The sequence below is a fragment of the Bradyrhizobium sp. USDA 4474 genome (assembly GCF_054057515.1).
The window spans coordinates 5,192,719-5,212,072 of sequence record NZ_JBSRZJ010000002.1 but is presented as its reverse complement, the minus strand read 5'-3'; the positions used below and the strand labels follow the sequence as shown (position 1 = coordinate 5,212,072).

Genomic DNA, 19,354 nt, shown 5'->3' with positions numbered 1-19,354 from the left:
GTGACATCCTGGTCGCCAGAAAATTCTACGACCTTTCGAAAGCCGGCAAGTCGCTGACCGCTGGCGGCAGCTATCTCGCGAAGCTCGGCGCCAAACGCTACACGTTCCAGGTCGACGGCAGCGCCACCGCATCGCCGACGCCGATCGTCGGACGTCTGCTGCGGCTCGAATAGACGGCCCGCGGCACAACGATGCGGCGGATCGGACGACGGGACATCGTTGCGGCGATCCTGATCGCGCTCGTCACGGGCGCGGCTTTTGCGTCCCCCCCGTTCCAGAGACTGCAAGGACTTTCGCTCGACATCCTCACGGCCTTGCGCTGGACCCTGATCGGCGATCACCGTGATCCCGCGACATCGCCGGTCGTCGTCGTCGCCATTGACGGAGCGACCTACGAGACGCCGCCTTTCAAGGGATCACCGACCCAGACCTGGACCCGTGAAATCGCCCGGGTACTCAACAGCATCACCGCGGGTGGCGCCAAGGTCATCGGGTTCGACGTGATCTTTCCAAGCTCGATCGAGCAATCAGAAATTCCCTTCGGCGATGCATCGTTCGGCAGCCGGGTGAAGGGATTTGACCGCGACTATCTGATCGCGCTCAGGCGGCTCTCCGACAGCGGCAAGCTCGTGCTCGGCGAGATTCTCAGCAATGATCATCCGGACAGGCCCGATCACGCGCAGCAACTGGCCGTGAACGGCAACATCCGCGCGCTCAACGTCGATACCGACCCCGACCACGTGATCCGGCGGATGCCACTGAGCTTTTCCATCGAGGGTCGGCCGGTGCCCGCAATGGCCGTCGAACTTGCCGCAAGGTCGCTCGGCGCCAAGCCTGAGACCGGACCGACCGGCGTAACGGAACTGTCCGGCTACGCGATTCCAAGCACGGTGCCCAACACGCTCGCCCCCAACTTCCGCGGCATGGGCCGCGACATCCCTGCCTATTCCTTCGCCGATCTGCGCGCCTGCGTCGAAAAGGGAGACGCCGACTTCTTCCGCCATGCCTTCGACGGCAAGATCGTGCTACTCGGCAGCATCCTCAATTTCGAGGACCGCAAGCTGACCTCGATGCACCTGGCCGGTGGATATGACGGGGCGCCGACGGCGCGATGCGCGCTGCCCGCGCCGGCGAGCTCCGCGCAGGGAGCCCACAGTGCGGTCGCCGGCGTGTTCGTCCACGCCACGGTCGTGCGAAATCTGCTCGAGCATGATGCCGTCAGCGAGTTAGGATTCCCACTGCGCACCGTGCTGACGATCATCTTCGCGGCAATCATTGCCTGCGCGGCCTGCATGCTGGCGCCGAGCGGCGCCCTGATGACCTGGTTCGTGCTCTGCGTCCTCTATACCGCCGTCGCCGTCGGCACGTTCGTCCATGCGCTTGCACTGCCTCTGACGGAACCCGTTCTGGCGAGTCTCGCCGCGCTCGCCATGATGATCGGTTACCGGTTCATGATCGCCGACCGCGAAGAGCGTTTCCTGCGCAAGAGCTTCGCGTTCTACCTCGCACCGGAGGTGATCGACGGCATGGTCGCGTCCGGCAAGATGCCGGTGCTCGGCGGAGAGACGCGTGACATCACCATGTTCTTCTCCGACCTCAGCGGCTTCTCCTCGATTGCCGAGAAGATGACGCCCGGCGAGCTCGTCGCACTGATGAACGATTATCTGTCGGCCATGACCGATATCATCGAAAGCCATGGCGGCTATGTCGACAAATATATCGGCGATTCCGTCGTCGCCATGTTCGGCGCGCCCGCCGACGATCCCGATCACGCACGGAACGCGGTCGCGGCCGCGCTTCGATGCCGCGATCGGCTGGAAGAGCTCAACGAAAGCCATCCCGCGTTCCGGGGCCGCGGCCTCGCCCAACGCATCGGACTGAACAGCGGCGAAGCCGTGGTCGGCAATATCGGCTCGCGCCGGCGCTTCAACTACACCGTCATGAGCGATACCGTAAACCTCGCCTCGCGGCTCGAAGGCGCCAACAAATATTTTGGCACGGTGATCATGGCGTCGGAGATGACCATGAACCAGAGCCGCAGCGCCTATACTTGGCGCGAGCTCGACATCGTCAGGGTGCAGGGGCGCGACGAACCGATCAGGGTGTACGAGCCGTTGGCAGAGAAGAACCGGGCAACACCGAACCAAGGCATCCGCGCGGCGACTTACGCCCGAGCACTGGAATGCTGGCGCGCGCGCGACTTTGCCAAAGCGGCCGAACTGTTCGAAAGCGTCGCCTGCGACGATCCGCCAAGCCGATATTTCGCCGGGCGTGCCCGGCTATTGGCTGAGAAACCACCGCCGCCGGACTGGACGCCGGTGAATGCGCTGGAAGGGAAGTAGGGCGCCTCCTAGAACGGCAGTCCCACATAATTCTCCGCAAGCAACCGCTGCGCCGTGTCTGACGACAACAGATATTCCAGCTCGGTCTGCTGGAGCCGATCTTCGTATTCGGAACGATCGGGAAAACGGTGCAACATCATCGTCATCCACCACGAAAATCGCTGCGCCTTCCAGATCCGCGCCAGCGCCTTGGCGGAATAGCCCTTCAGCCCGGAATCGTCGCCGTCCTGATAATGCGCGAGCATGGCGTGGTAGAGATAATAGATGTCGGAGCCGGCGCTGTTCAGCCCGCGTGCGCCGGTCGGCGGCACGATGTGGGCGGCATCGCCGGCAAGGAACAGGCGGCCATAGCTCATCGGCTCGGCGACGAAGCTGCGCAGGGGCGCGATGCTCTTCTCGACCGAGGGGCCGGTGACCAGCCGCGCGGCGACGTCATCAGGCAGACGACGCTTCAGCTCGGCCCAGAACGCATCGTCCGACCAGCCCTCGACCTTGTCGGTCAGCGGCACCTGGACGTAATACCGGCTCAGCACCTGCGAGCGCAGCGAGCACAGCGCAAAGCCGCGTTCGTGCTTCACATAGATCAGCTCCGGCGAGACCGGCTTGGTACGCGACAGCACTCCCAACCAGCCGAACGGATATACCTTCTCGTATTCGCGCAGCACATCCTTCGGGATCGATTTGCGGCTGACACCGTGAAAGCCGTCGGCGCCGACGATGTAGTCGCAATCGATGCGGATCGTCTGGCTGTTCGACCGGTACGTGACGTACGGCCTGTCCGACGTCAGTTCATGCGGTGTCACGTCCTCGGCATCGTGCACGACTTTGCCGCCGAGGCGATCCCGCGCCTCGTAGAGATCACGCGTCAGCTCGGTCTGGCCGTAGACCAGTACCGAATTGCCACCGGAATGCTTGTGCAGATCGACATGGGAGAGGACCCCGTCATGAGCGATCTCGAATCCGTTATGGATCTCACCCTCGCGGTCCATCCGCTCGCCGCATTGCGCCTCGCGCATCAACCTGGCAAACCCGTGCTCGAGCACGCCGGCGCGGATGCGGGCCAGGACGTGGTCGCGGCTGTATTTCTCCAGCACGACGGTGTCGATGCCCTTCAGGTGCAGGAGCTGGGACAGCAGCAGCCCGGACGGCCCACCGCCGATGATGCAGACCTGAACTTTCATTTTTCCGTCCTCCATCCGGCATTTTTTGCAGATCACCGGGCCCGGACCGATGGAGGGATCGGCCTTTGTCTTGTACTATTCGCACATGAGAACCGCAGTCCCCGCCCCGGCCATCCGGGTCTATAATCTGTTCGGCGAAGCCGGCGACCTGCCTGACGTCGTCCATTGCGAGACCATTGCGTCGCGCTCGGTGCTGCACGACTGGACACTTGCCGTGCACCGGCATGCCCGGCTGCATCAGGTGCTGCTGATCGAGCGCGGCGGCGGGGAAGCAACGCTCGACGGGCGCGCGGTGCCGTTGAAGCCGATGCAGATCGTCAACGTGCCGGTCGGCCATGTCCACGGCTTCAGCTTCGTGCCCGGCACCGAGGGCTGGGTCTTGACCATCGCTGCGGAAATGCTCGACGAAGCGCTGCTGGCCGCCGAAGGCCTGCGCAGCGTGTTGTCGCGATCCGGCGTGGTGCGCGGCACGCCGCAGATCCGCGCCGTCATGAAGCAGATCTTTGCGGAACACGCCGCGCGCGATTTCGGCCGCGCGCATGTGCTGCGCGCATTGTCGGCGGCCATGATCGGCCTCGTGGCACGTGCCCTCACGCGTGACAGCGGCAGCAGCGGCAACTCCGAATCGAACCTGTTCCGTCGCTTCGAAGCCCTGCTCGAACAACATCATCTCGAGCGCTGGACGGTGGCGGACTACGCCGACGCGCTGGCGATCACGCCAACCCATCTCAACCGCATTACGCGCGCGGCGACCGGCGACACAGCCTCGCATCTGATCCTGAATCGGCTGGTTCGCGAGGCGCGGCGCAATCTCGTCTATACCAACCTGCCGGTCTCGACGATCGCCTACGCGCTCGGCTTCGAGGATCCCGCCTATTTCAGCCGGGTCTATGCCGCCGCGACCGGGCTGTCACCACGCGCTTTTCGGGCGCAGCTTCACGGCGCTGAATGCTGATCCGCGCTCTATTGGTGCGCTCGTTCCGCGGACCCGGCCGATGCTTCGTCCGGATGGCGCTTCTCGTAATGCAGGAAGAGATCGAGCAGCGCCAGGAGCACGATGAAGATGCCGAAGCCGATGCTCAGATGCATCGCCCGCGTATGCGGAAATCCGAGCAGCCAGGGCGACGCGATGAGCCAGACGCCCATCAGAACGTTGATCCATTCCTCCCAGTCCCGATAGGCGATCATCGCTGCCAGCGACAGCACGACGATGATTGCGCTCGTAACCCAGAGGTCGACCTTGCCCAGGCTGTTGGTCAGCTTGAACAACCGCGGCGATATGGAGAGGACGGCGGCGAGAAACAGATTGTAGACGTCAGGGACGGTTTCGCGCTCTTGCAGCTTGCCCATGGCAAACCCTCCGCGAGAGATTCATCGAAGCAAAGATCGGGAAGGCGATTCGGTTCCCATTCGGCGTGGGCCCACTGGCTCGACTTTGGTCGCACCGAGGAACCGGAGAGGAACCGAAGCGGCGGCGATAATCCTGCGGTGCAGTGGCGAGCACGCGCAAAAAGCTGCGGCGCACAGATACGTCGAGCGCAACACCGCGATTCTCGCAAGGGCGACTATTGCCGCCGCGTCCATCTACCTTGGTATAGAGGATCGAATCCTTGGGATTAGGCGCCGTTTACTTCCGTACAATTGAGCACGGAATGCGGACGCCTTAACGTGGATCCATTCGGCGCCCTGGCGTCGGTCGCCTTAGCCTCCCTCCACTTGGCGCATGACGGCCACACCCTGTCCGGCCGTCTGCGCCGCCTTTTCAGTAAAGCCATCGCGACCTCAGTGTTTTTCGGCAGGCACACACCCTTCAGGGGGTGAACCTGCGGCCCCTGGCAGAACCGGAGATCCGTGCACTATGTCTTCGTTTGAGAAGATCGCACTCTTCATCGATGGCGCCAATCTCCACGCGACCGCAAAGGCACTCGGCTTCGATCTCGATTACAGACGTCTGCTCAGCGAATTTCGGGGCGGAGGTAACCTGCTGCGAGCCTTCTACTACACGACCGTCCTGGAGGATCAGGAATATTCATCGATCCGGCCCTTGATCGATTGGCTTGACTATAACGGTTACACTGTCGTCACCAAACCCGCCAAGGAGTTCGTGGACGCCACCACCGGCCGCCGCAAGATGAAGGGCAGCATGGATGTCGAACTCACCGTCAACGCGATGGAACTCGCCCGCCACGTGAATCACATCGTGCTGTTCTCGGGCGACGGGGATTTTCGTCCGTTGGTAGAAGCGGTGCAACGCCGCGGGGTCCGCGTGACCGTTGTCTCCACGCTTGCCAGCCAACCACCAATGGTCGCCGACGAGCTGCGGCGGCAGGCAGACGTATTCATCGATTTGGCGGGACTGAAGCCAAAGGTGGGGCGCGCCCCCTCTGACCGACCCCGGGCGCGCGAGACAACGATTGCCGAACAGTTCACCCCGCGCGGTGGGATGGGTCGAGGCGACCGGGTGGAATGACCCTGCGGCGATCGCCAGACTTCAGACGTCGAAGAAGACCGTCTCCTCCGGCCCCTGCAAATTGATCGTGAAGGAATACACGACCTTGCCGGCACGCTCGCTACGAGTGGCGATCAGCGTCTTGCGACGCACCGGTGGCTCGACCAGATTGAGCACCGGGTCGGCGGCATTCGCAGCTTCCTCATCGGAGAAATAGAGCCGCGTGTTGAGGCCGATATTAATGCCGCGGGCGACGATCCAGATGTTGACGTGCGGCGCGCATTTGCGCCCTGCCCTGTCGACGATCGCACCCGGCTTGATGGTCTCGAACGTCACCAGCCCGCTCTCGAAATCAGAGCCGGCGCGGCCCCAGCCACGAAAGTCATCGCCGACTGCGCCGGCGGAGCGATCGGCCGGATGATTGTAGCGGCCCGCCGCATTGGCCTGCCAGATTTCGAGCAAGACGTCGCGCAGCGGCGAGCCGCTGCCGTCGATCACCCTGCCCTCCAGCGTGATGCGCTCGCCTTGCGTATCCGGTGTCACCAGCAGGTTGGAAAAATTCTTCTCGAAGATGTCGAAGCCTGCCATGGCCGGGATCAGGCCGATATGGACATAGGGGCCAGCGGTCTGTGACGCGGTTTCCTTGAGATAGTTGAGCGGCTGCGGCATGGCTCAGTTCCCCTCCGGGCGATTCTCGAAATAGGTGGAGCGCTGACCACGCAGCACGATGTCGAAGCGGTAGGCGAGCGAGTCGAGCGGGATCGAGGCGTTGAGGTCGAGCGGCGCCACCAGGCGATCCAACGCGTCCTTGTCCGGGATCGTCGTCAGGATCGGACAAATCGGAATCAGGGGATCGCCCTCGAAATACATCTGCGTGATCAGCCGCTGCGCGAAGCCTGAGCCAAACACCGAGAAGTGGATATGGGCAGGACGCCAGCTGTTGACGAAATTGCGCCAGGGGTAGGGCCCAGGCTTCACGGTGCGGAAGTAATAGTAGCCGGTATCGTCGGTCAGCGCGCGGCCGCAGCCGCCGAAATTGGGATCGACAGGCGCGAGATATGTGTCCTTCTTGTGCCGGTAGCGGCCCCCGGCATTGGCCTGCCAGAACTCGACCAGCGTATTCGGGACACCACGGCCGGTCTCGTCCAGCACGCGGCCGTGGACGATGATGCGCTCGCCGACGGGATCGCCGTCCTTGGCGTAATTGCGGATCAGATCGTTGTCGAGCGGACCGAGATCGTTGTGGCCGAACACCGGCCCGGTGATCTCGGAGACCGAGTTCTCGATCGAGAGCAGCGCCTGGCGCGGCGAGCGCAGCACCGAGGATTTGTAGCCCGGCGCGAAGGCGGGTGGATGGATCGTGCGGTCGCGCTGGAAGAAGCCGCCATCACGCGGCGTGAATGGCTCGGGGCTGTTGAGGCGGGGATCCCTTAAGGCTGGCGCCTGGGCGTTCATCGGCGTTGTCTCTCCCTGCGGCCGCGACCAGTCCGGCGCGACCTGTTGACTGGATCATGGGCCCGCCTATTCTCCGAATAAATAGATCAATTATAATGCATTACATGAAGAAAATCGATCATTTGGCCCTCGATGGCCATGCGCTCGAACTGTTCCTGGCCGTGCTGGAGGAAGGCTCGGTGACAGCGGCGGCGACGCGTCTCGGCCTGACGCAGTCGGCCGTCAGTCACGGGTTGAACAAGCTCCGGCGGATCGCCGGCGATCCTCTGTTCGCCAAATCAGGCCGCGGCATCGTCGCGACTGCCCATGCCCAGGCCTTGGCCGCGAAGGCGCGCGCGCTGATCGATGAGATGCGCGGCTTTGCCGGCGGCGTCACGTTCGAGCCGGCAAGCGCGCAGCTTTCGCTGACGATCGCCGCCAACGATTTCCAACGCGACTTGCTGCTGCCGCACTTCTTCGACCGTGTCGCCGCTCAGGTGAAAAGCCTGAACCTGCGCGTGATCCCCTCGCAGTCGCCCTCCCCCGGAATGCTGCGCGAAAATCGCTGCGATCTCCTGATCACGCCGCTGCCGCCGTCCGGCATCGACATCGTGCAGAAACGACTGCTGAGCGATCATTACGTTTGTTATTTTGATCCCAAGACCCGTGCCGCGCCAAACGATCGCGGCGCTTATCTCGCGGCGCGCCACATCACCGTGGTCTACACTGACAACGAACGGCTCGATTTCGATCGCCGGCTCGCCGCGAACGGATTTCACCGCGACATCGCCATCTCCGTCCCGAGCTTCTCCGGCGTGCCGTCCTTCCTGCGCGGCTCGCAGATGCTGGCGAGCATGCCGAGCCTGCTCGCCCCCGGCGTCATGCGGGGCTTCGCCCATGCGCGGATTCCACTGGCCTCACGCACGCGCACGCTGGCGGAGTTGCCCATGTTCATGGTGTGGCACCAGCGATATCAGAAAGACCCGGCGCATCGCTGGATCAGGAATCAGCTCGAGTCCGTTGCAGCGAGCGCCGGCAGCTGAATACGGCGCGCGGCGACGTTCGTTGCGCCCTTCCGGTGCGGGGGCCTGCCCTTCGCCAAACCCACTGGTTGGGCGCGCGCGACCACGCTAGAATTCGGCCATGACGATGACCGACATTGCGAGCCGGACCTACAATCACAGCTGGCGGCTGGACCCCATCATCCGCAGCCTGCTCGATACCGACTTCTATAAGCTGTTGATGTTACAGATGATTCGAGAATCGTACCCGAATCAGCAAGTAACGTTCTCGGTCATCAATCGCTCGCGCCATGTGCGGCTTGCCGAGATCATCGACGAGGGCGAGTTGCGGGCCCAGCTCGACCATGCCCGCACCATCCGCTTCACCAAGAAAGAGCTGATCTGGCTTGCCGGTAACACCTTCTACGGCAAGACTCACATGTTCTCGGCGGACTTCATCCGCTGGCTGGCCGAATTCCGCCTTCCCGAATACGAGTTGCGCAGGGTCGAGGGCCAGTACGAGCTGCATTTCCACGGGCCGTGGACCCACACCACGATGTGGGAGATTCCGGCGCTCGCCATCCTCAACGAATTGCGCTCGCGCGCGGCGATGAAGGGCCGCGGCCGGTTCGAGCTCGACGTGCTCTATGCCCGCGCCAAGGCCAAGCTGTGGACCAAGGTCGAGCGGCTGCGCGCGCTGGAGAACTTGAAGCTTTCGGACTTCGGCACGCGCCGCCGTCACGGCTATCTCTGGCAGCGCTGGTGCGTCGAAGCGGTGAAGGAAGGGTTGGGGCCGTCCTTCATCGGCACGTCCAATGTGCTGCTTGCGATGGACAACGATCTCGAGGCAATTGGCACCAATGCGCATGAGCTGCCGATGGTCGCGGCCGCGCTGGCCAAGGACGACGAGGAGTTGCGCTGGGCGCCCTATCGCATTCTCGACCAGTGGCGCCAGACCTATGGGGGCAATCTGCTGATTGCGCTGCCTGACGCGTTCGGCACGAAGGCCTTTCTGCGCGACGCACCGGAATGGGTGGCCGACTGGACCGGCTTCCGGCCCGACAGCGCGCCGGCGATCCAGGCCGGCGAAGAGATCGTCGCATGGTGGCAGAAGAAGGGTCGCAATCCCAAGGACAAGCTGCTCGTCTTCTCCGACGCGATGGATGTCGGCTCGATCGAGGAGACCTATCACCACTTCGCCGGCCGCGTGCGGCTCTCGTTCGGCTGGGGCACCAACCTCACCAACGACTTCGTCGGCTGCGCACCGGATGGCACGTTCAATCTCGATCCGATCTCCCTGGTCTGCAAGGTGTCGTCGGTCGACGGACGTCCCGCCGTCAAGCTCTCCGACAATCCGGAGAAAGCAACCGGCGTGCCCTCCGAGATCGAGCGCTATCTGCGCGTGTTCGGCGATGCCGGCCGCGTGCGTCAGCCGGTGCTGGTCTGACGCCAGGCTGAAACTCTCTCGATCGGGTTAATCGCGAAGGCCGAATGCGTGACAGTGCCGCGCAAGTTCCGGCTCGGTAGCATTTGCGACGATCTGCGCGCATCGGCTTCATGGCCCTTTCACCCTGAGTCACGGTCACTTCACCATTCTAGGTCGAGTTAAGCAGCATTCCCGCGTAATCCGCGTTATCAGCCGACGCTCCGTCGGGATCGTTGAGTGGATTTGGGGAACGCAGAGTGTTTCGCAGAACAACAACGTCGGCGAAGGAAGGCAGCTTCCTTCACGTCATCAAGCTTGTGTCGCCGTTCGTCATGGTCGTCGTGCTGCAAGCGATGATCGCGGGCTTCAGCCTGGAAGTCATGTCATCGGTCCGAGCCTATGTCGCGGGCGAGGCGATGTGGTCGCGCTCGCAAAAGAACGCCGTCTATTTCCTCAATCTCTATCTGCATTCGGGCAACGCCGGCCAGTTCGCGCAATACCGGACCTCGCTCGCGGTCCCCATCGGCGACGAATATGCGAGATGGGCGCTCGAGCGCGATCCCGTCGATGTTGAGCTCGCGCGCATCGGTTTCCTGCAGGGCGGCAACCACCCCGATGACGTTCCCGGGCTGATCTGGCTGTTCCGCCATTTCAACCAGGTCAGCTTCCTTCGCGAAGCGATCCGGGAATGGGCCGCCACCGATCCAATGCTGCTGGAGCTCGGCGTCTTCGGTGAGGTCATCAAGAGCGAGCTAAGGGACGGTCCCATTCGGGACGGCGATCGCGTGCAATTCCTGTCGTCGCGGCTCTCCGAGCTGAACAGGCAATTCACGGGGCATGCCGAACGGTTCTCGACGGTGCTGGGCGAAGGCTCCCGCGCCATCAAGCTGACGCTGATATGGCTTAACATCGCCACCGCCGCGACCTTGATCCTGCTGCTGATCTGGCTCACGAGGCGACTGGTGCTGCAGCGCCAGGCATTCGAGGATGCGCTGCATGCCGAAAAAGAGCGGCTCGCCTTCCAGGCCTCGCATGACTGGCTGACCGGCATCGCCAACCGGCGAGCTTTCGAGGCCCGCCTGCAAAGCGAGCTCGATGGTCACAACGAAGGTTCGCTCTGCCTGCTCCTGCTCGACCTCGATCAATTCAAGGGCGTCAACGACAGCTGCGGCCATCTCGCGGGCGACCGGCTGCTCTGCCAGGTCGCGCAATTGCTGCAGCAGAACCGGCGAACGCGCGATCTGGTTGCCCGGCTCGGGGGTGACGAATTCGGATTGATCCTGCCGCAATGCGCTCCATACGACGCAATGGACATCGCCGAACGGCTGCGGCGGTCGCTCGAGCTGTTCAACTTCGCCTGGGACGATCGCTGCTTTGCGGTGACCGCCAGCATCGGCGTTGCCTGCATCGTCGATGGCAACACGACGCTCGAAGAGGCGATGCGTCGGGCGGATGCCGCCTGCTATCGCGCCAAGGAGAAGGGGCGCAACCGGGTCCAGGTCGACAATGGGAAACCGGAAATCATCCTCGTGGCGGCGAGACGGGAAGCGGCGCGCGCTTGACGGCACCCTTCGCCGTTAGCGTGCCGGCCGGATCCCGAGACCCAGAAGATGCGTGTCGAGAAACTGCGTAACCTGCTGGCGCAGCATCTGCGGCGGCACGGCAACCATGCGTTCTTCGAGGCCGAGCGAGATGATGCCGTGCACCGCGGAAAACAACGTGCGCGACAGCAGCGCGATCTTCACGTCGTCCGCACGCGGTAACACCCGCACCAAAGGCGGATGCATCAGGGAAAAGGCGTCCATGACCATCTGAAGAATGTCGTCGGGATAAGGACGATCGTCCTCCATCCGATGCTCGAACAACGAGCGCAGCAAATTTGCGTTCGCGGAGAAGAATTCGAGATAGGTCTCAGCCAGACCATAGAGCTGCCCAACCGGATCCTCGGCCGGAACCGCGCGCAGCCGCGCAGTCAGCGCCTGGACTGTCCCTCGGTTGACCGTCAGGATCACCCCGTCGAAATCGCCGAATTCATTGTAGACGCTGCCGACCGAGCAGCCGGCAGCCTCGGCAACGTCCCGAACCTTCAATGATCTCAACCCTTTAGCTGCGATAATGCCGCGGGCGATTTCCAGGATCTGGAGCCGTCGCCGACTTTTTTTCTGGTTCGACAGCGATTCTTCTTGAACATTGTTCATTTTCAAGCTACCCATGTGAACATTGTTCAAATTAGTCCGGAGATCGACAAAATGCAAACCCTGGCACTCGATATCGCCTTCACCTTCGTCGACGACGCTGCGGCGCTCGCGAGCGGCTTCCTCCGAGCGGTCTTGCGGCTTGTGATGGCCCCGATCGATCGCATCGCAACCGCCTGCGACATTGCCGGCGTGCTGACTGAGCGCCGCGCGACCTTCCGGATGTGGCAGGCCGACTGTGCCCGCCACGAGGACCGCCGTTTCAGCCTGCTCGGCCGCATCAACCCCTTCCGCCATCTCGCTCACCTCACCTGAGGACATCGAGATGCGCATGCGGGTCCACTCGAATGCGAAGCGGCGTCGCAACAAAGGAGTTACTATGTCCGGACATTCGGGCCGATCGACCCACTGTCCACAGTTCGGTTCAGCTTTTCCTTATCGGTCGGGGCGATATCCCCATAAGCGCGGCATTTCCGCCCGAAACTGCAGCCGCGACCGGATATTTGCGAACCTAACGAGACAAGCTGGAGACCAAGAGGATCGGAGAAATCGTGGGGACAGAGCAAGCCGGGCGACCATCATAGGCCTGCAACCGTCCCTACAGCGCTCTTCCGGTCTTGGCGTTTCATCGACAAATTAACAACCTCAGCCTGACCTCCAAAACAGGACTCGTCATGATCAGGGATCTGCTGTCGTCACGCCGCTTTGCGCCGCTGTTCTGGGCGCAGTTCTTCTCGGCGCTCAATGACAACGTGCTCAAGAACGCGCTTGTCATCATCCTGCTGTACAGCGCCGCGACAGGCCACGGCGACGCTCTGGTGACGGTCGCGGGTGCCGTCTTCATCTTCCCCTATTTCATCCTCTCAGGCCTCGGCGGCCAGCTCGCCGACAAATACGTCAAATCCGTCGTCGCAAGGCGATTGAAATTCGCCGAGATCTTCGCGGCGGCCTTTGCTGCCGCCGGCTTCTTCCTGCACTCGGTGCCGCTGCTGTTCACGGCACTCGCATTGTTCGGCATCATCGCTGCCCTGTTTGGCCCCGTGAAATACGCCATGCTGCCGGACCAGCTCGAGCTCGGCGAGCTCGCGACCGGCAACGCGCTGGTCGAAGGCGCGACCTTCATGGCGATCCTGCTCGGCACCGTCGCAGGCGGCCAGTTCGTGGCCGGCTCCGCTCATATGGGCTGGGTCGCATCGGCCGTGGTCGTGCTCGCCCTGCTGTCCTGGGCCTTTGCGTCTCGCATTCCCGCGACCACGCCGTCCGCAGCGGATCTGCCAGTCGATGCCAATCCCTGGACATCGACGCTCGGCCTGTTGAAGACGCTGTATGCGGATCACCGTCTGTGGGACGGCACCGTGGTCGTCTCCTGGTTTTGGCTGGTCGGCGCCATCGTGCTGTCGCTGCTGCCGGCGCTGGTCAAGGATGTGGTCGGTGGCAGCGAAGGCGTGGTGACGCTGTGCCTCGCGATCTTCGCGATCGGCATTGCCATCGGCTCGCTGTTTGCGGCCAGCCTGAGCCACGTTCGGCCCAACCTCGCGCTGGTGCCGATCGGCGCCATCATGATGGGATTTGCCGGCATCGACCTTGCGTGGGCCATCGGAGTCGCGGTGAAAGGGAACGACGTCGCCGCAATCGACTTCGCAACCTCTTTCGCCGGCCTGCGCATGCTGGTCGACTTCGTCGCCTTCGCGTTCGGCGGCGGCCTGTTTGTCGTTCCGTCCTTCGCCGCAGTGCAGGCCTGGTCGGCTCCGAACGAGCGCGCCCGCATCATCGCCGCCGGCAACGTGTTGCAGGCTGCCTTCATGGTGGTCGGCTCGCTGTTCGTCGCGCTGTTGCAGGCGGCCGGCCTCCACATCGGCTGGATATTCCTCGGCCTCGGCCTCGCCAGCTTCGGCGCGGTGTGGTTCGTGCTGACGAAATGGGGCAAGGAGGGCGTACGCGATTTCGGCAGCCTGCTGTTCCGCGCGCTGTTCCGCACCGAAGTGCGCGGCCTCGAGAACCTGCCGCCATCAGGCACACGCATGCTGATCGCGCCGAACCATGTCAGCCTGATCGACGGCCCGCTGCTGCACGCCGTGCTGCCGATCGATGCGAGCTTTGCGGTCGACACCGGCATCTCCAAGGCCTGGTGGGCCAAGCCGTTCCTGCGGGTAATCAAGCATTACACCATGGACCCGACCAAGCCGCTGGCCGCGCGCGACCTGATCAAGCTCGTTGCCGCGGGCGAGCCGGTGGTGATCTTCCCGGAAGGACGCATCACCGTCTCCGGTTCGCTGATGAAGGTCTATGACGGCACCGCGATGATCGCTGACAAAGCCGACGCCGTGGTCGTGCCCGTTCGCATCGAGGGCGCGCAACGCTCCCATCTCAGCTACCTCAACTCCAGCCAGATCAAGCGCTCGTGGTTCCCGCGGGTGACCGTGACGATCCTGCCGCCTGTCAAGCTGCCGATCGATGACGCCCTCAAGGGCAAGGCTCGCCGCAACGCTGCGGGCGCGGCCCTCCAGGACGTCATGATCGATGCAATGGTCAAGAACGCCATGCTCGATCACACGCTGTTCGAGGCGCTCGGACACGCCTATCGCGACCGCGACACCGGCAAGGTGATCATCGAGGACGCGCTCGGCACCAAGCTGACCTATCGCAAGCTGATCCTCGGCGCACAGGTGCTGAGCCGCAAGCTCGAGACAGGTACCTCGGCCGGCGAGAATGTCGGCGTGCTGCTGCCGAACTCCGCAGGCGTCGCCGTCGCCTTCATGGCGCTGCAAAGCATCGGCCGCGTGCCGGCCATGCTCAACTTCTCGGCCGGGCCGGTCAACGTTCTGGCCGCCATGAAGGCCGCGCAGGTCACGACCGTTCTGACGTCGAAGGCCTTCATCGAGAAGGGCAAGCTCGACAAGCTGATGGCCGCGATCTCCGCAGAGGCGCGCGTCGTCTATCTCGAGGATGTTCGTGCCTCGATCGGCACCGCTGACAAGATCAAGGGCCTGCTTGCAGGGTCCGCGCCGCGCGTTGCCCGCCAAGCCAACGATCCCGCCGTTGTGCTGTTCACCTCGGGCTCGGAAGGCACGCCCAAGGGCGTGGTGCTGTCCCACCGCAACATCCTCGCCAACGCGGCGCAGGCGCTGGCGCGGGTCGATGCCAATGCCAACGACAAGGTGTTCAACGTGCTGCCGGTGTTCCACTCATTCGGCCTGACAGGCGGAATGATGATGCCTGTTCTCGCGGGCATTCCGATCTACATGTATCCTTCGCCGCTGCACTACCGCATCGTGCCGGAACTGATCTACCAGACCGGCGCCACAATCCTGTTCGGCACCGACACGTTCCTCGCCGGCTATGCCCGCTCGGCGCATGCCTACGACTTCCGCACCCTGCGCCTGGTGATCGCTGGTGCCGAGGCGGTCAAGGACCGGACGCGCCAGGTGTTCATGGAGCGCTACGGCATCCGTATCCTCGAAGGCTATGGCGTCACCGAGACGGCGCCGGTGCTGGCGATGAACACGCCGATGGCCAACCGCCCCGGCACCGTCGGCCGCCTGTCGCCGCTGATGGAAAGCCGCCTCGATCCGGTCCCCGGCATCGAGGAGGGCGGACGCCTCTCGGTGCGCGGCCCGAACGTGATGCTCGGTTACCTCAGGGCCGAAAATCCCGGCGTGCTCGAAATGCTCCCCGAGGGCTGGCATGACACCGGCGACATCGTGGCGATCGATGCCGCGGGCTTCATCACCATCAAGGGCCGCGCCAAGCGTTTTGCCAAGATCGCAGGCGAAATGGTCTCGCTGTCGGCGGTCGAGAGCATCGCGACCACGCTGTGGCCGCAGGCTAGCTCGATTGCCGTGTCGATCCCGGACCAGCGCAAGGGCGAGCGCATCGTGCTGCTGACGACGGAGAAGAATGCCGAGCGCAGCGCGATGCAGGCCCAGGCCAAGTCGATCGGCGCCTCCGAGCTGACCGTCCCAGCTACGATCATGGTGGTCGACAAGGTGCCGCTGCTCGGCACCGGCAAGACCGACTACGTCACCGCGACGACGATGGCGCGCGAGCAAGCGTCCTCGCCGGAGCGCGAGGTCGCGTAAGCGAGATGCGCGAAGCGCCTGAAATGGGCAGCGCGCGGTGTCCGGGAGTGGTTCTGCTTCACGGCATCGCGCGCGGCTCCTCATCCCTCAAGAGGCTTGAGCGAGCGCTCCAGGTGGCCGGATTCGCAACGCTCAACATCGACTATGCGAGCCGCAAGAAGCCAATCGCGGCGCTCGCAGACGATATCCACCCGGCGATCGCCCGCTTCGCCGAACGTGAGGCTCCGCTCCATTTCGTCGCACATTCGATGGGCGGTCTCGTGACGCGCGCCTACATCGCGAAACACCGGCCCGACCGGCTCGGCGCCGTCGTGATGCTGGGCACGCCGAATGGCGGCAGCGAGGTTGCCGATCTCCTGAGCGGATCTCGGCTGTACCGCGGATTTTACGGGCCGGCGGGGCTCGAACTCACGACAGCGCGCCGGCCGGACGCGCTGCCCGCGGTGGACTATCCCGTCGGGGTCATCGCAGGCAACCGCTTCATCGATCCTGTCGCTGGTCTCTTCGTTCTGCCGAAGCCGAATGACGGACGGGTCTCAGTTCAGAGCGCAACATTGGCCGGTATGGCCGACCATATTGTCCTGAAAGCGTCCCATACGGAACTGCCGCGCCACGGCGTAGCGATCGAGCAGACGATCGCCTTTCTGAACAACGGCCGCTTCGGCACAGCCTGACGGCTAAGCCGCCGTCCGCCGCTCCCGCGCATAACGCACCAGCGCCGCGAAGCGATAGATGCCGTGCACGAACTTACCATACGGCATGGTGATGAACAGCGCGAACACCGCGCCGAGATGCAGCGCCAGCAGCAGCCCCATGGCGGCCGTCTCGCGCAAGACGAGAAGCAGCATGCCGGTGAAGCCGGTCAGGAAAAGCATGGCGATAAAGCCGACATCCATACCGTAGCGCTGCTCGTCGAGCAGCGCCGGATCGCGCCGCATCTTGGCCGTGAACAGGCCGATCGGGCCGACGATGAGGCCGATGCCGCCGACTGTGCCTAGCACCACAGGCAGGTCCCACCACGGATACGGCGCCTCTCGTCCCAGCAGATAGTGATACAGCGTGGCCAGCGAGGTTGCGGCGAAGCAGAGAAGGAAGCCATAGAACGTCAGGTGATGGAAAAATTTGCGTCGGTCGGTCGGCTTGTCGTCCTCGTTGTAGCAGCCGACGCCGCCGCCATGAAGATAGCGCAGTTCGCCTGCATCGCGGATCGCCTGGAAGATTGAGCCACCGTCGGCTCGGCCGCCGATCGGCGGGCCGATGTCGCGCCAGAACGCGCGCACGCTCATCACCAGCGCAAGGACGGCATAGAGGAACGCAACGCTGAACAGCGCGGCCATCGCATTGTGCGGCATCAGCTTGTAGAATGCGCCGGGGCCGGTGTGCACGCCGAACAGCACGCCGCGGTCGTTGAGCGCGGCGAAACCGAGGATGAAAGCTGCCATGCTGAGCGCAGCGACAATGCTGATGACGAGACCATTGCGGGCGAACGCGCCGGAGAGCGCCTGCGGCCAGGCATAAGCCGCATAGGATTCCGCGCGCGCGATCGCCAGCGTCTTGGGAACGTTGACGTTGAACTCGTGCGGCGGCGAGAACTGGCAATCGACATAGCACGCGCCGCAGGCATGGCAGAGGTTGGCGAGATAGTTGAGATCGCCGTCGGAGAAGGCGCGCCGCATCTCCATCGCGGGGAATACCGCGCAAAGCCCCTCGCAGTAGCGGCATGAATTGCAGACCGTCATCAGACGATCGGCTTCATCAAGAGTTCTAGTTCCGTGCATGTTTCGCCGCTTCCCGTCCTGCGATCCGCCCGAACACGCTGCCGATGGTCATGCCCATGCCGGCGGCATACCCCTTGCCGAGCACGTTGCCGGCCATGATCTCGCCGGCGGCGAACATGTTGCCGGACGGTTTTCCGTCAGCCATCAGCATCCGCGCCTCCTTGTTCACGCGCGTGCCGAGATAGGTGAAGGTGATGCCCGGCCGCACCGGATAGGCGAGATAGGGCGGGGTCTCGATCTTGCGCGCCCAGTGCGTCTTCGGCGGCGTGAGGCCTTGGGTCACGCAATCGTCCAGGATGGTGTGATCGAACGTCCCGGGCCGCACCGCCGCATTGAACTCGGTAACGGTCTTTTCCAGCGCGCCGGGATCAAGCTCGAGCTTGCCGGCAAGTTCTGCCACGGTCCGCCCGGCGATCGGCGGAAACAGCGTCGGCATGAAGCTCGTGACCACTGTCGAGTCGAAGATGATGTAGGCGATCTGGTCGGGCTGCGCCGCGACCAACCGTCCCCAGATGGCATAGCGTTTCGGCCAGATGTCCTCGCCCTCGTCGTAGAAGCGCTGGGCGTGCTTGTTGACGACGATGCCGAACACCACCGAGTCATGCCGCGTGATGATGCCGCCGTCGAATTTCGGCGCGCGCGCATCGATTGCGACCGCATGGCACTGGGTGGGATCGCCGACCTCCTGCACGCCGTTGTCGAGCAGCATTTTCAGGACCGAGCCGCGGTTGTAGGGCGTGCCGCGGATCAGAAAGTTGTCGGCGGCCTCGCCCCAATATTGCTTCAGCCATTCGATGTTGGCCTCGAACCCGCCGGCTGCTGCGACCAATGACGTGGCACGAATCTCGGTCGCGCCCTTGATCGGTCGCTTCAGGCGTGCGGCGAGAAACAAGCCGTCCTCGATCACGAGATCGGTGACTTCAGCGTCGTATGCCACGTCCACACCGAGCCGCTCGGCGGTGAGATAGAGCGCATTCAGCATCGCGCGTCCGCCGCCGAGAAAGAACGAGTTGGTGCGACCGAGGCTCAGCGTCCCACCGAGCGAGGGCTGCCAGCGCACACCCTGTTCCACGATCCAGTTCAGGATGTCCTTGGACTCCCGGATCATGTGGCGGGCGAGCGCCTCGTCGGTTTGCCCGCCGGTCACGCGCAGCAAATCCTCCCAGAACTCCTCCTCGGTGTAGGGGCCGGTCAGGATTTCGGTCGCGGCATCATGGGCGCAGCGCATGTTGCGGGTGTGGCGGGTGTTGCCGCCACGGTAGAACTTTGGCGCACCTTCGAGAACCAACACGGATGCACCGCCACGGCGCGCCGAGATCGCCGCGCACAGCGCCGCGTTGCCGCCGCCGATCACCAGCACATCGTATTTGCTGCCCATTCCCTCGGTCCGATGCGACGAAGTTGGAGACATTCTGCTCGCTGGCGGCCTTGGTCAACCCCGACAGCCATTGCGTACTATTGTATACAAA

Annotated in this window: 15 protein-coding genes; 8 read left to right on the top strand and 7 right to left on the bottom strand. The window is 63.6% G+C overall.

Going from position 1 to position 19,354, the window contains the following annotated elements:
* Positions 1–191 precede the first annotated feature (191 nt).
* Positions 192–2,342 carry a CHASE2 domain-containing protein gene (locus tag ACVW16_RS26140; RefSeq protein ID WP_456802449.1) on the top strand — a complete coding sequence of 717 codons (2,151 nt, stop codon included), beginning with the start codon at positions 192–194 and terminating at the stop codon, positions 2,340–2,342.
* Positions 2,343–2,350: 8 nt separating this feature from the next.
* Here the strand turns inward: ACVW16_RS26140 and pobA are convergent, their stop codons facing one another.
* Positions 2,351–3,523, bottom strand: coding sequence for a 4-hydroxybenzoate 3-monooxygenase (gene pobA / locus ACVW16_RS26135; RefSeq protein WP_456770617.1), 1,173 nt, complete (start codon positions 3,521–3,523; stop codon positions 2,351–2,353).
* Between the two features lie 49 nt (positions 3,524–3,572).
* Between pobA and ACVW16_RS26130 the strand changes: the two genes are divergently transcribed.
* Complete coding sequence (locus ACVW16_RS26130) at positions 3,573–4,478, top strand: helix-turn-helix domain-containing protein (RefSeq protein WP_456770616.1); 906 nt, start codon at positions 3,573–3,575, stop codon at positions 4,476–4,478.
* A gap of 8 nt (positions 4,479–4,486) precedes the next feature.
* Here ACVW16_RS26130 and ACVW16_RS26125 read toward each other — a convergent pair whose 3' ends face one another.
* The gene (locus ACVW16_RS26125) at positions 4,487–4,873 is read right to left on the bottom strand and encodes an SPW repeat protein (RefSeq protein WP_456802448.1); all 387 of its coding nucleotides are present in this window, start codon (positions 4,871–4,873) and stop codon (positions 4,487–4,489) included.
* 508 nt (positions 4,874–5,381) lie between these two features.
* Here ACVW16_RS26125 and ACVW16_RS26120 point away from each other — a divergent pair.
* Entirely contained in the window at positions 5,382–5,993 is a 612-nt protein-coding gene (locus ACVW16_RS26120; RefSeq protein ID WP_456701885.1) for a LabA-like NYN domain-containing protein, read from the top strand.
* Between the two features lie 21 nt (positions 5,994–6,014).
* Here the strand turns inward: ACVW16_RS26120 and pcaG are convergent, their stop codons facing one another.
* Together pcaG and pcaH are read right to left on the bottom strand one after the other, a co-directional pair.
* Positions 6,015–6,641, bottom strand: a complete 627-nt coding sequence (pcaG, locus tag ACVW16_RS26115; RefSeq protein ID WP_456770615.1) for a protocatechuate 3,4-dioxygenase subunit alpha — start codon at positions 6,639–6,641, stop codon at positions 6,015–6,017.
* 3 nt (positions 6,642–6,644) lie between these two features.
* Entirely contained in the window at positions 6,645–7,427 is a 783-nt protein-coding gene (gene pcaH, locus ACVW16_RS26110) for a protocatechuate 3,4-dioxygenase subunit beta (protein WP_456737698.1), read from the bottom strand.
* A gap of 95 nt (positions 7,428–7,522) precedes the next feature.
* Here pcaH and ACVW16_RS26105 point away from each other — a divergent pair, with 95 nt between their 5' ends.
* The 3 genes from ACVW16_RS26105 (at position 7,523) to ACVW16_RS26095 (ending at position 11,395) form a co-directional block, all read left to right on the top strand.
* Complete coding sequence (locus ACVW16_RS26105) at positions 7,523–8,449, top strand: LysR family transcriptional regulator (protein ID WP_456737697.1); 927 nt, start codon at positions 7,523–7,525, stop codon at positions 8,447–8,449.
* Between the two features lie 100 nt (positions 8,450–8,549).
* Entirely contained in the window at positions 8,550–9,854 is a 1,305-nt protein-coding gene (pncB, locus tag ACVW16_RS26100; protein ID WP_456701881.1) for a nicotinate phosphoribosyltransferase, read from the top strand.
* Positions 9,855–10,090: 236 nt separating this feature from the next.
* Positions 10,091–11,395, top strand: coding sequence for a GGDEF domain-containing protein (locus tag ACVW16_RS26095; protein WP_456738360.1), 1,305 nt, complete (start codon positions 10,091–10,093; stop codon positions 11,393–11,395).
* Positions 11,396–11,410: 15 nt separating this feature from the next.
* Here ACVW16_RS26095 and ACVW16_RS26090 read toward each other — a convergent pair whose 3' ends face one another.
* Positions 11,411–12,031 carry a TetR/AcrR family transcriptional regulator gene (locus ACVW16_RS26090; RefSeq protein WP_456705187.1) on the bottom strand — a complete coding sequence of 207 codons (621 nt, stop codon included), beginning with the start codon at positions 12,029–12,031 and terminating at the stop codon, positions 11,411–11,413.
* 671 nt (positions 12,032–12,702) lie between these two features.
* Between ACVW16_RS26090 and ACVW16_RS26085 the strand changes: the two genes are divergently transcribed.
* Both ACVW16_RS26085 and ACVW16_RS26080 read left to right on the top strand, forming a co-directional pair.
* Positions 12,703–16,107 (top strand): acyl-[ACP]--phospholipid O-acyltransferase, encoded by a 3,405-nt coding sequence (locus ACVW16_RS26085; RefSeq protein ID WP_456737695.1) that lies wholly within the window; start codon positions 12,703–12,705, stop codon positions 16,105–16,107.
* A 5-nt stretch (positions 16,108–16,112) separates the two neighbouring features.
* The gene (locus tag ACVW16_RS26080) at positions 16,113–16,781 is read left to right on the top strand and encodes an esterase/lipase family protein (protein WP_456737694.1); all 669 of its coding nucleotides are present in this window, start codon (positions 16,113–16,115) and stop codon (positions 16,779–16,781) included.
* A 3-nt stretch (positions 16,782–16,784) separates the two neighbouring features.
* Here ACVW16_RS26080 and tcuB read toward each other — a convergent pair whose 3' ends face one another.
* Together tcuB and tcuA are read right to left on the bottom strand one after the other, a co-directional pair.
* Entirely contained in the window at positions 16,785–17,885 is a 1,101-nt protein-coding gene (tcuB, locus tag ACVW16_RS26075; RefSeq protein WP_456737693.1) for a tricarballylate utilization 4Fe-4S protein TcuB, read from the bottom strand.
* Positions 17,872–19,263 carry an FAD-dependent tricarballylate dehydrogenase TcuA gene (gene tcuA, locus ACVW16_RS26070; RefSeq protein ID WP_456701876.1) on the bottom strand — a complete coding sequence of 464 codons (1,392 nt, stop codon included), beginning with the start codon at positions 19,261–19,263 and terminating at the stop codon, positions 17,872–17,874. Before tcuA ends, tcuB begins: the two co-directional genes overlap by 14 nt.
* Between the last annotated feature and the right edge of the window lie 91 nt (positions 19,264–19,354).

Coding starts and splice junctions, on each gene's coding strand:
- ACVW16_RS26140 (WP_456802449.1), top strand. CDS start 192: ATGCGGCGGATCGGACGACGGGACATCGTTGCGGCGATCCTGATCGCG.
- pobA (WP_456770617.1), bottom strand. CDS start 3,523: ATGAAAGTTCAGGTCTGCATCATCGGCGGTGGGCCGTCCGGGCTGCTG.
- ACVW16_RS26130 (WP_456770616.1), top strand. CDS start 3,573: ATGGAGGGATCGGCCTTTGTCTTGTACTATTCGCACATGAGAACCGCA.
- ACVW16_RS26125 (WP_456802448.1), bottom strand. CDS start 4,873: ATGGGCAAGCTGCAAGAGCGCGAAACCGTCCCTGACGTCTACAATCTG.
- ACVW16_RS26120 (WP_456701885.1), top strand. CDS start 5,382: ATGTCTTCGTTTGAGAAGATCGCACTCTTCATCGATGGCGCCAATCTC.
- pcaG (WP_456770615.1), bottom strand. CDS start 6,641: ATGCCGCAGCCGCTCAACTATCTCAAGGAAACCGCGTCACAGACCGCT.
- pcaH (WP_456737698.1), bottom strand. CDS start 7,427: ATGAACGCCCAGGCGCCAGCCTTAAGGGATCCCCGCCTCAACAGCCCC.
- ACVW16_RS26105 (WP_456737697.1), top strand. CDS start 7,523: ATGCATTACATGAAGAAAATCGATCATTTGGCCCTCGATGGCCATGCG.
- pncB (WP_456701881.1), top strand. CDS start 8,550: ATGACGATGACCGACATTGCGAGCCGGACCTACAATCACAGCTGGCGG.
- ACVW16_RS26090 (WP_456705187.1), bottom strand. CDS start 12,031: ATGAACAATGTTCAAGAAGAATCGCTGTCGAACCAGAAAAAAAGTCGG.
- ACVW16_RS26085 (WP_456737695.1), top strand. CDS start 12,703: ATGATCAGGGATCTGCTGTCGTCACGCCGCTTTGCGCCGCTGTTCTGG.
- ACVW16_RS26080 (WP_456737694.1), top strand. CDS start 16,113: ATGCGCGAAGCGCCTGAAATGGGCAGCGCGCGGTGTCCGGGAGTGGTT.
- tcuB (WP_456737693.1), bottom strand. CDS start 17,885: ATGCACGGAACTAGAACTCTTGATGAAGCCGATCGTCTGATGACGGTC.
- tcuA (WP_456701876.1), bottom strand. CDS start 19,263: ATGGGCAGCAAATACGATGTGCTGGTGATCGGCGGCGGCAACGCGGCG.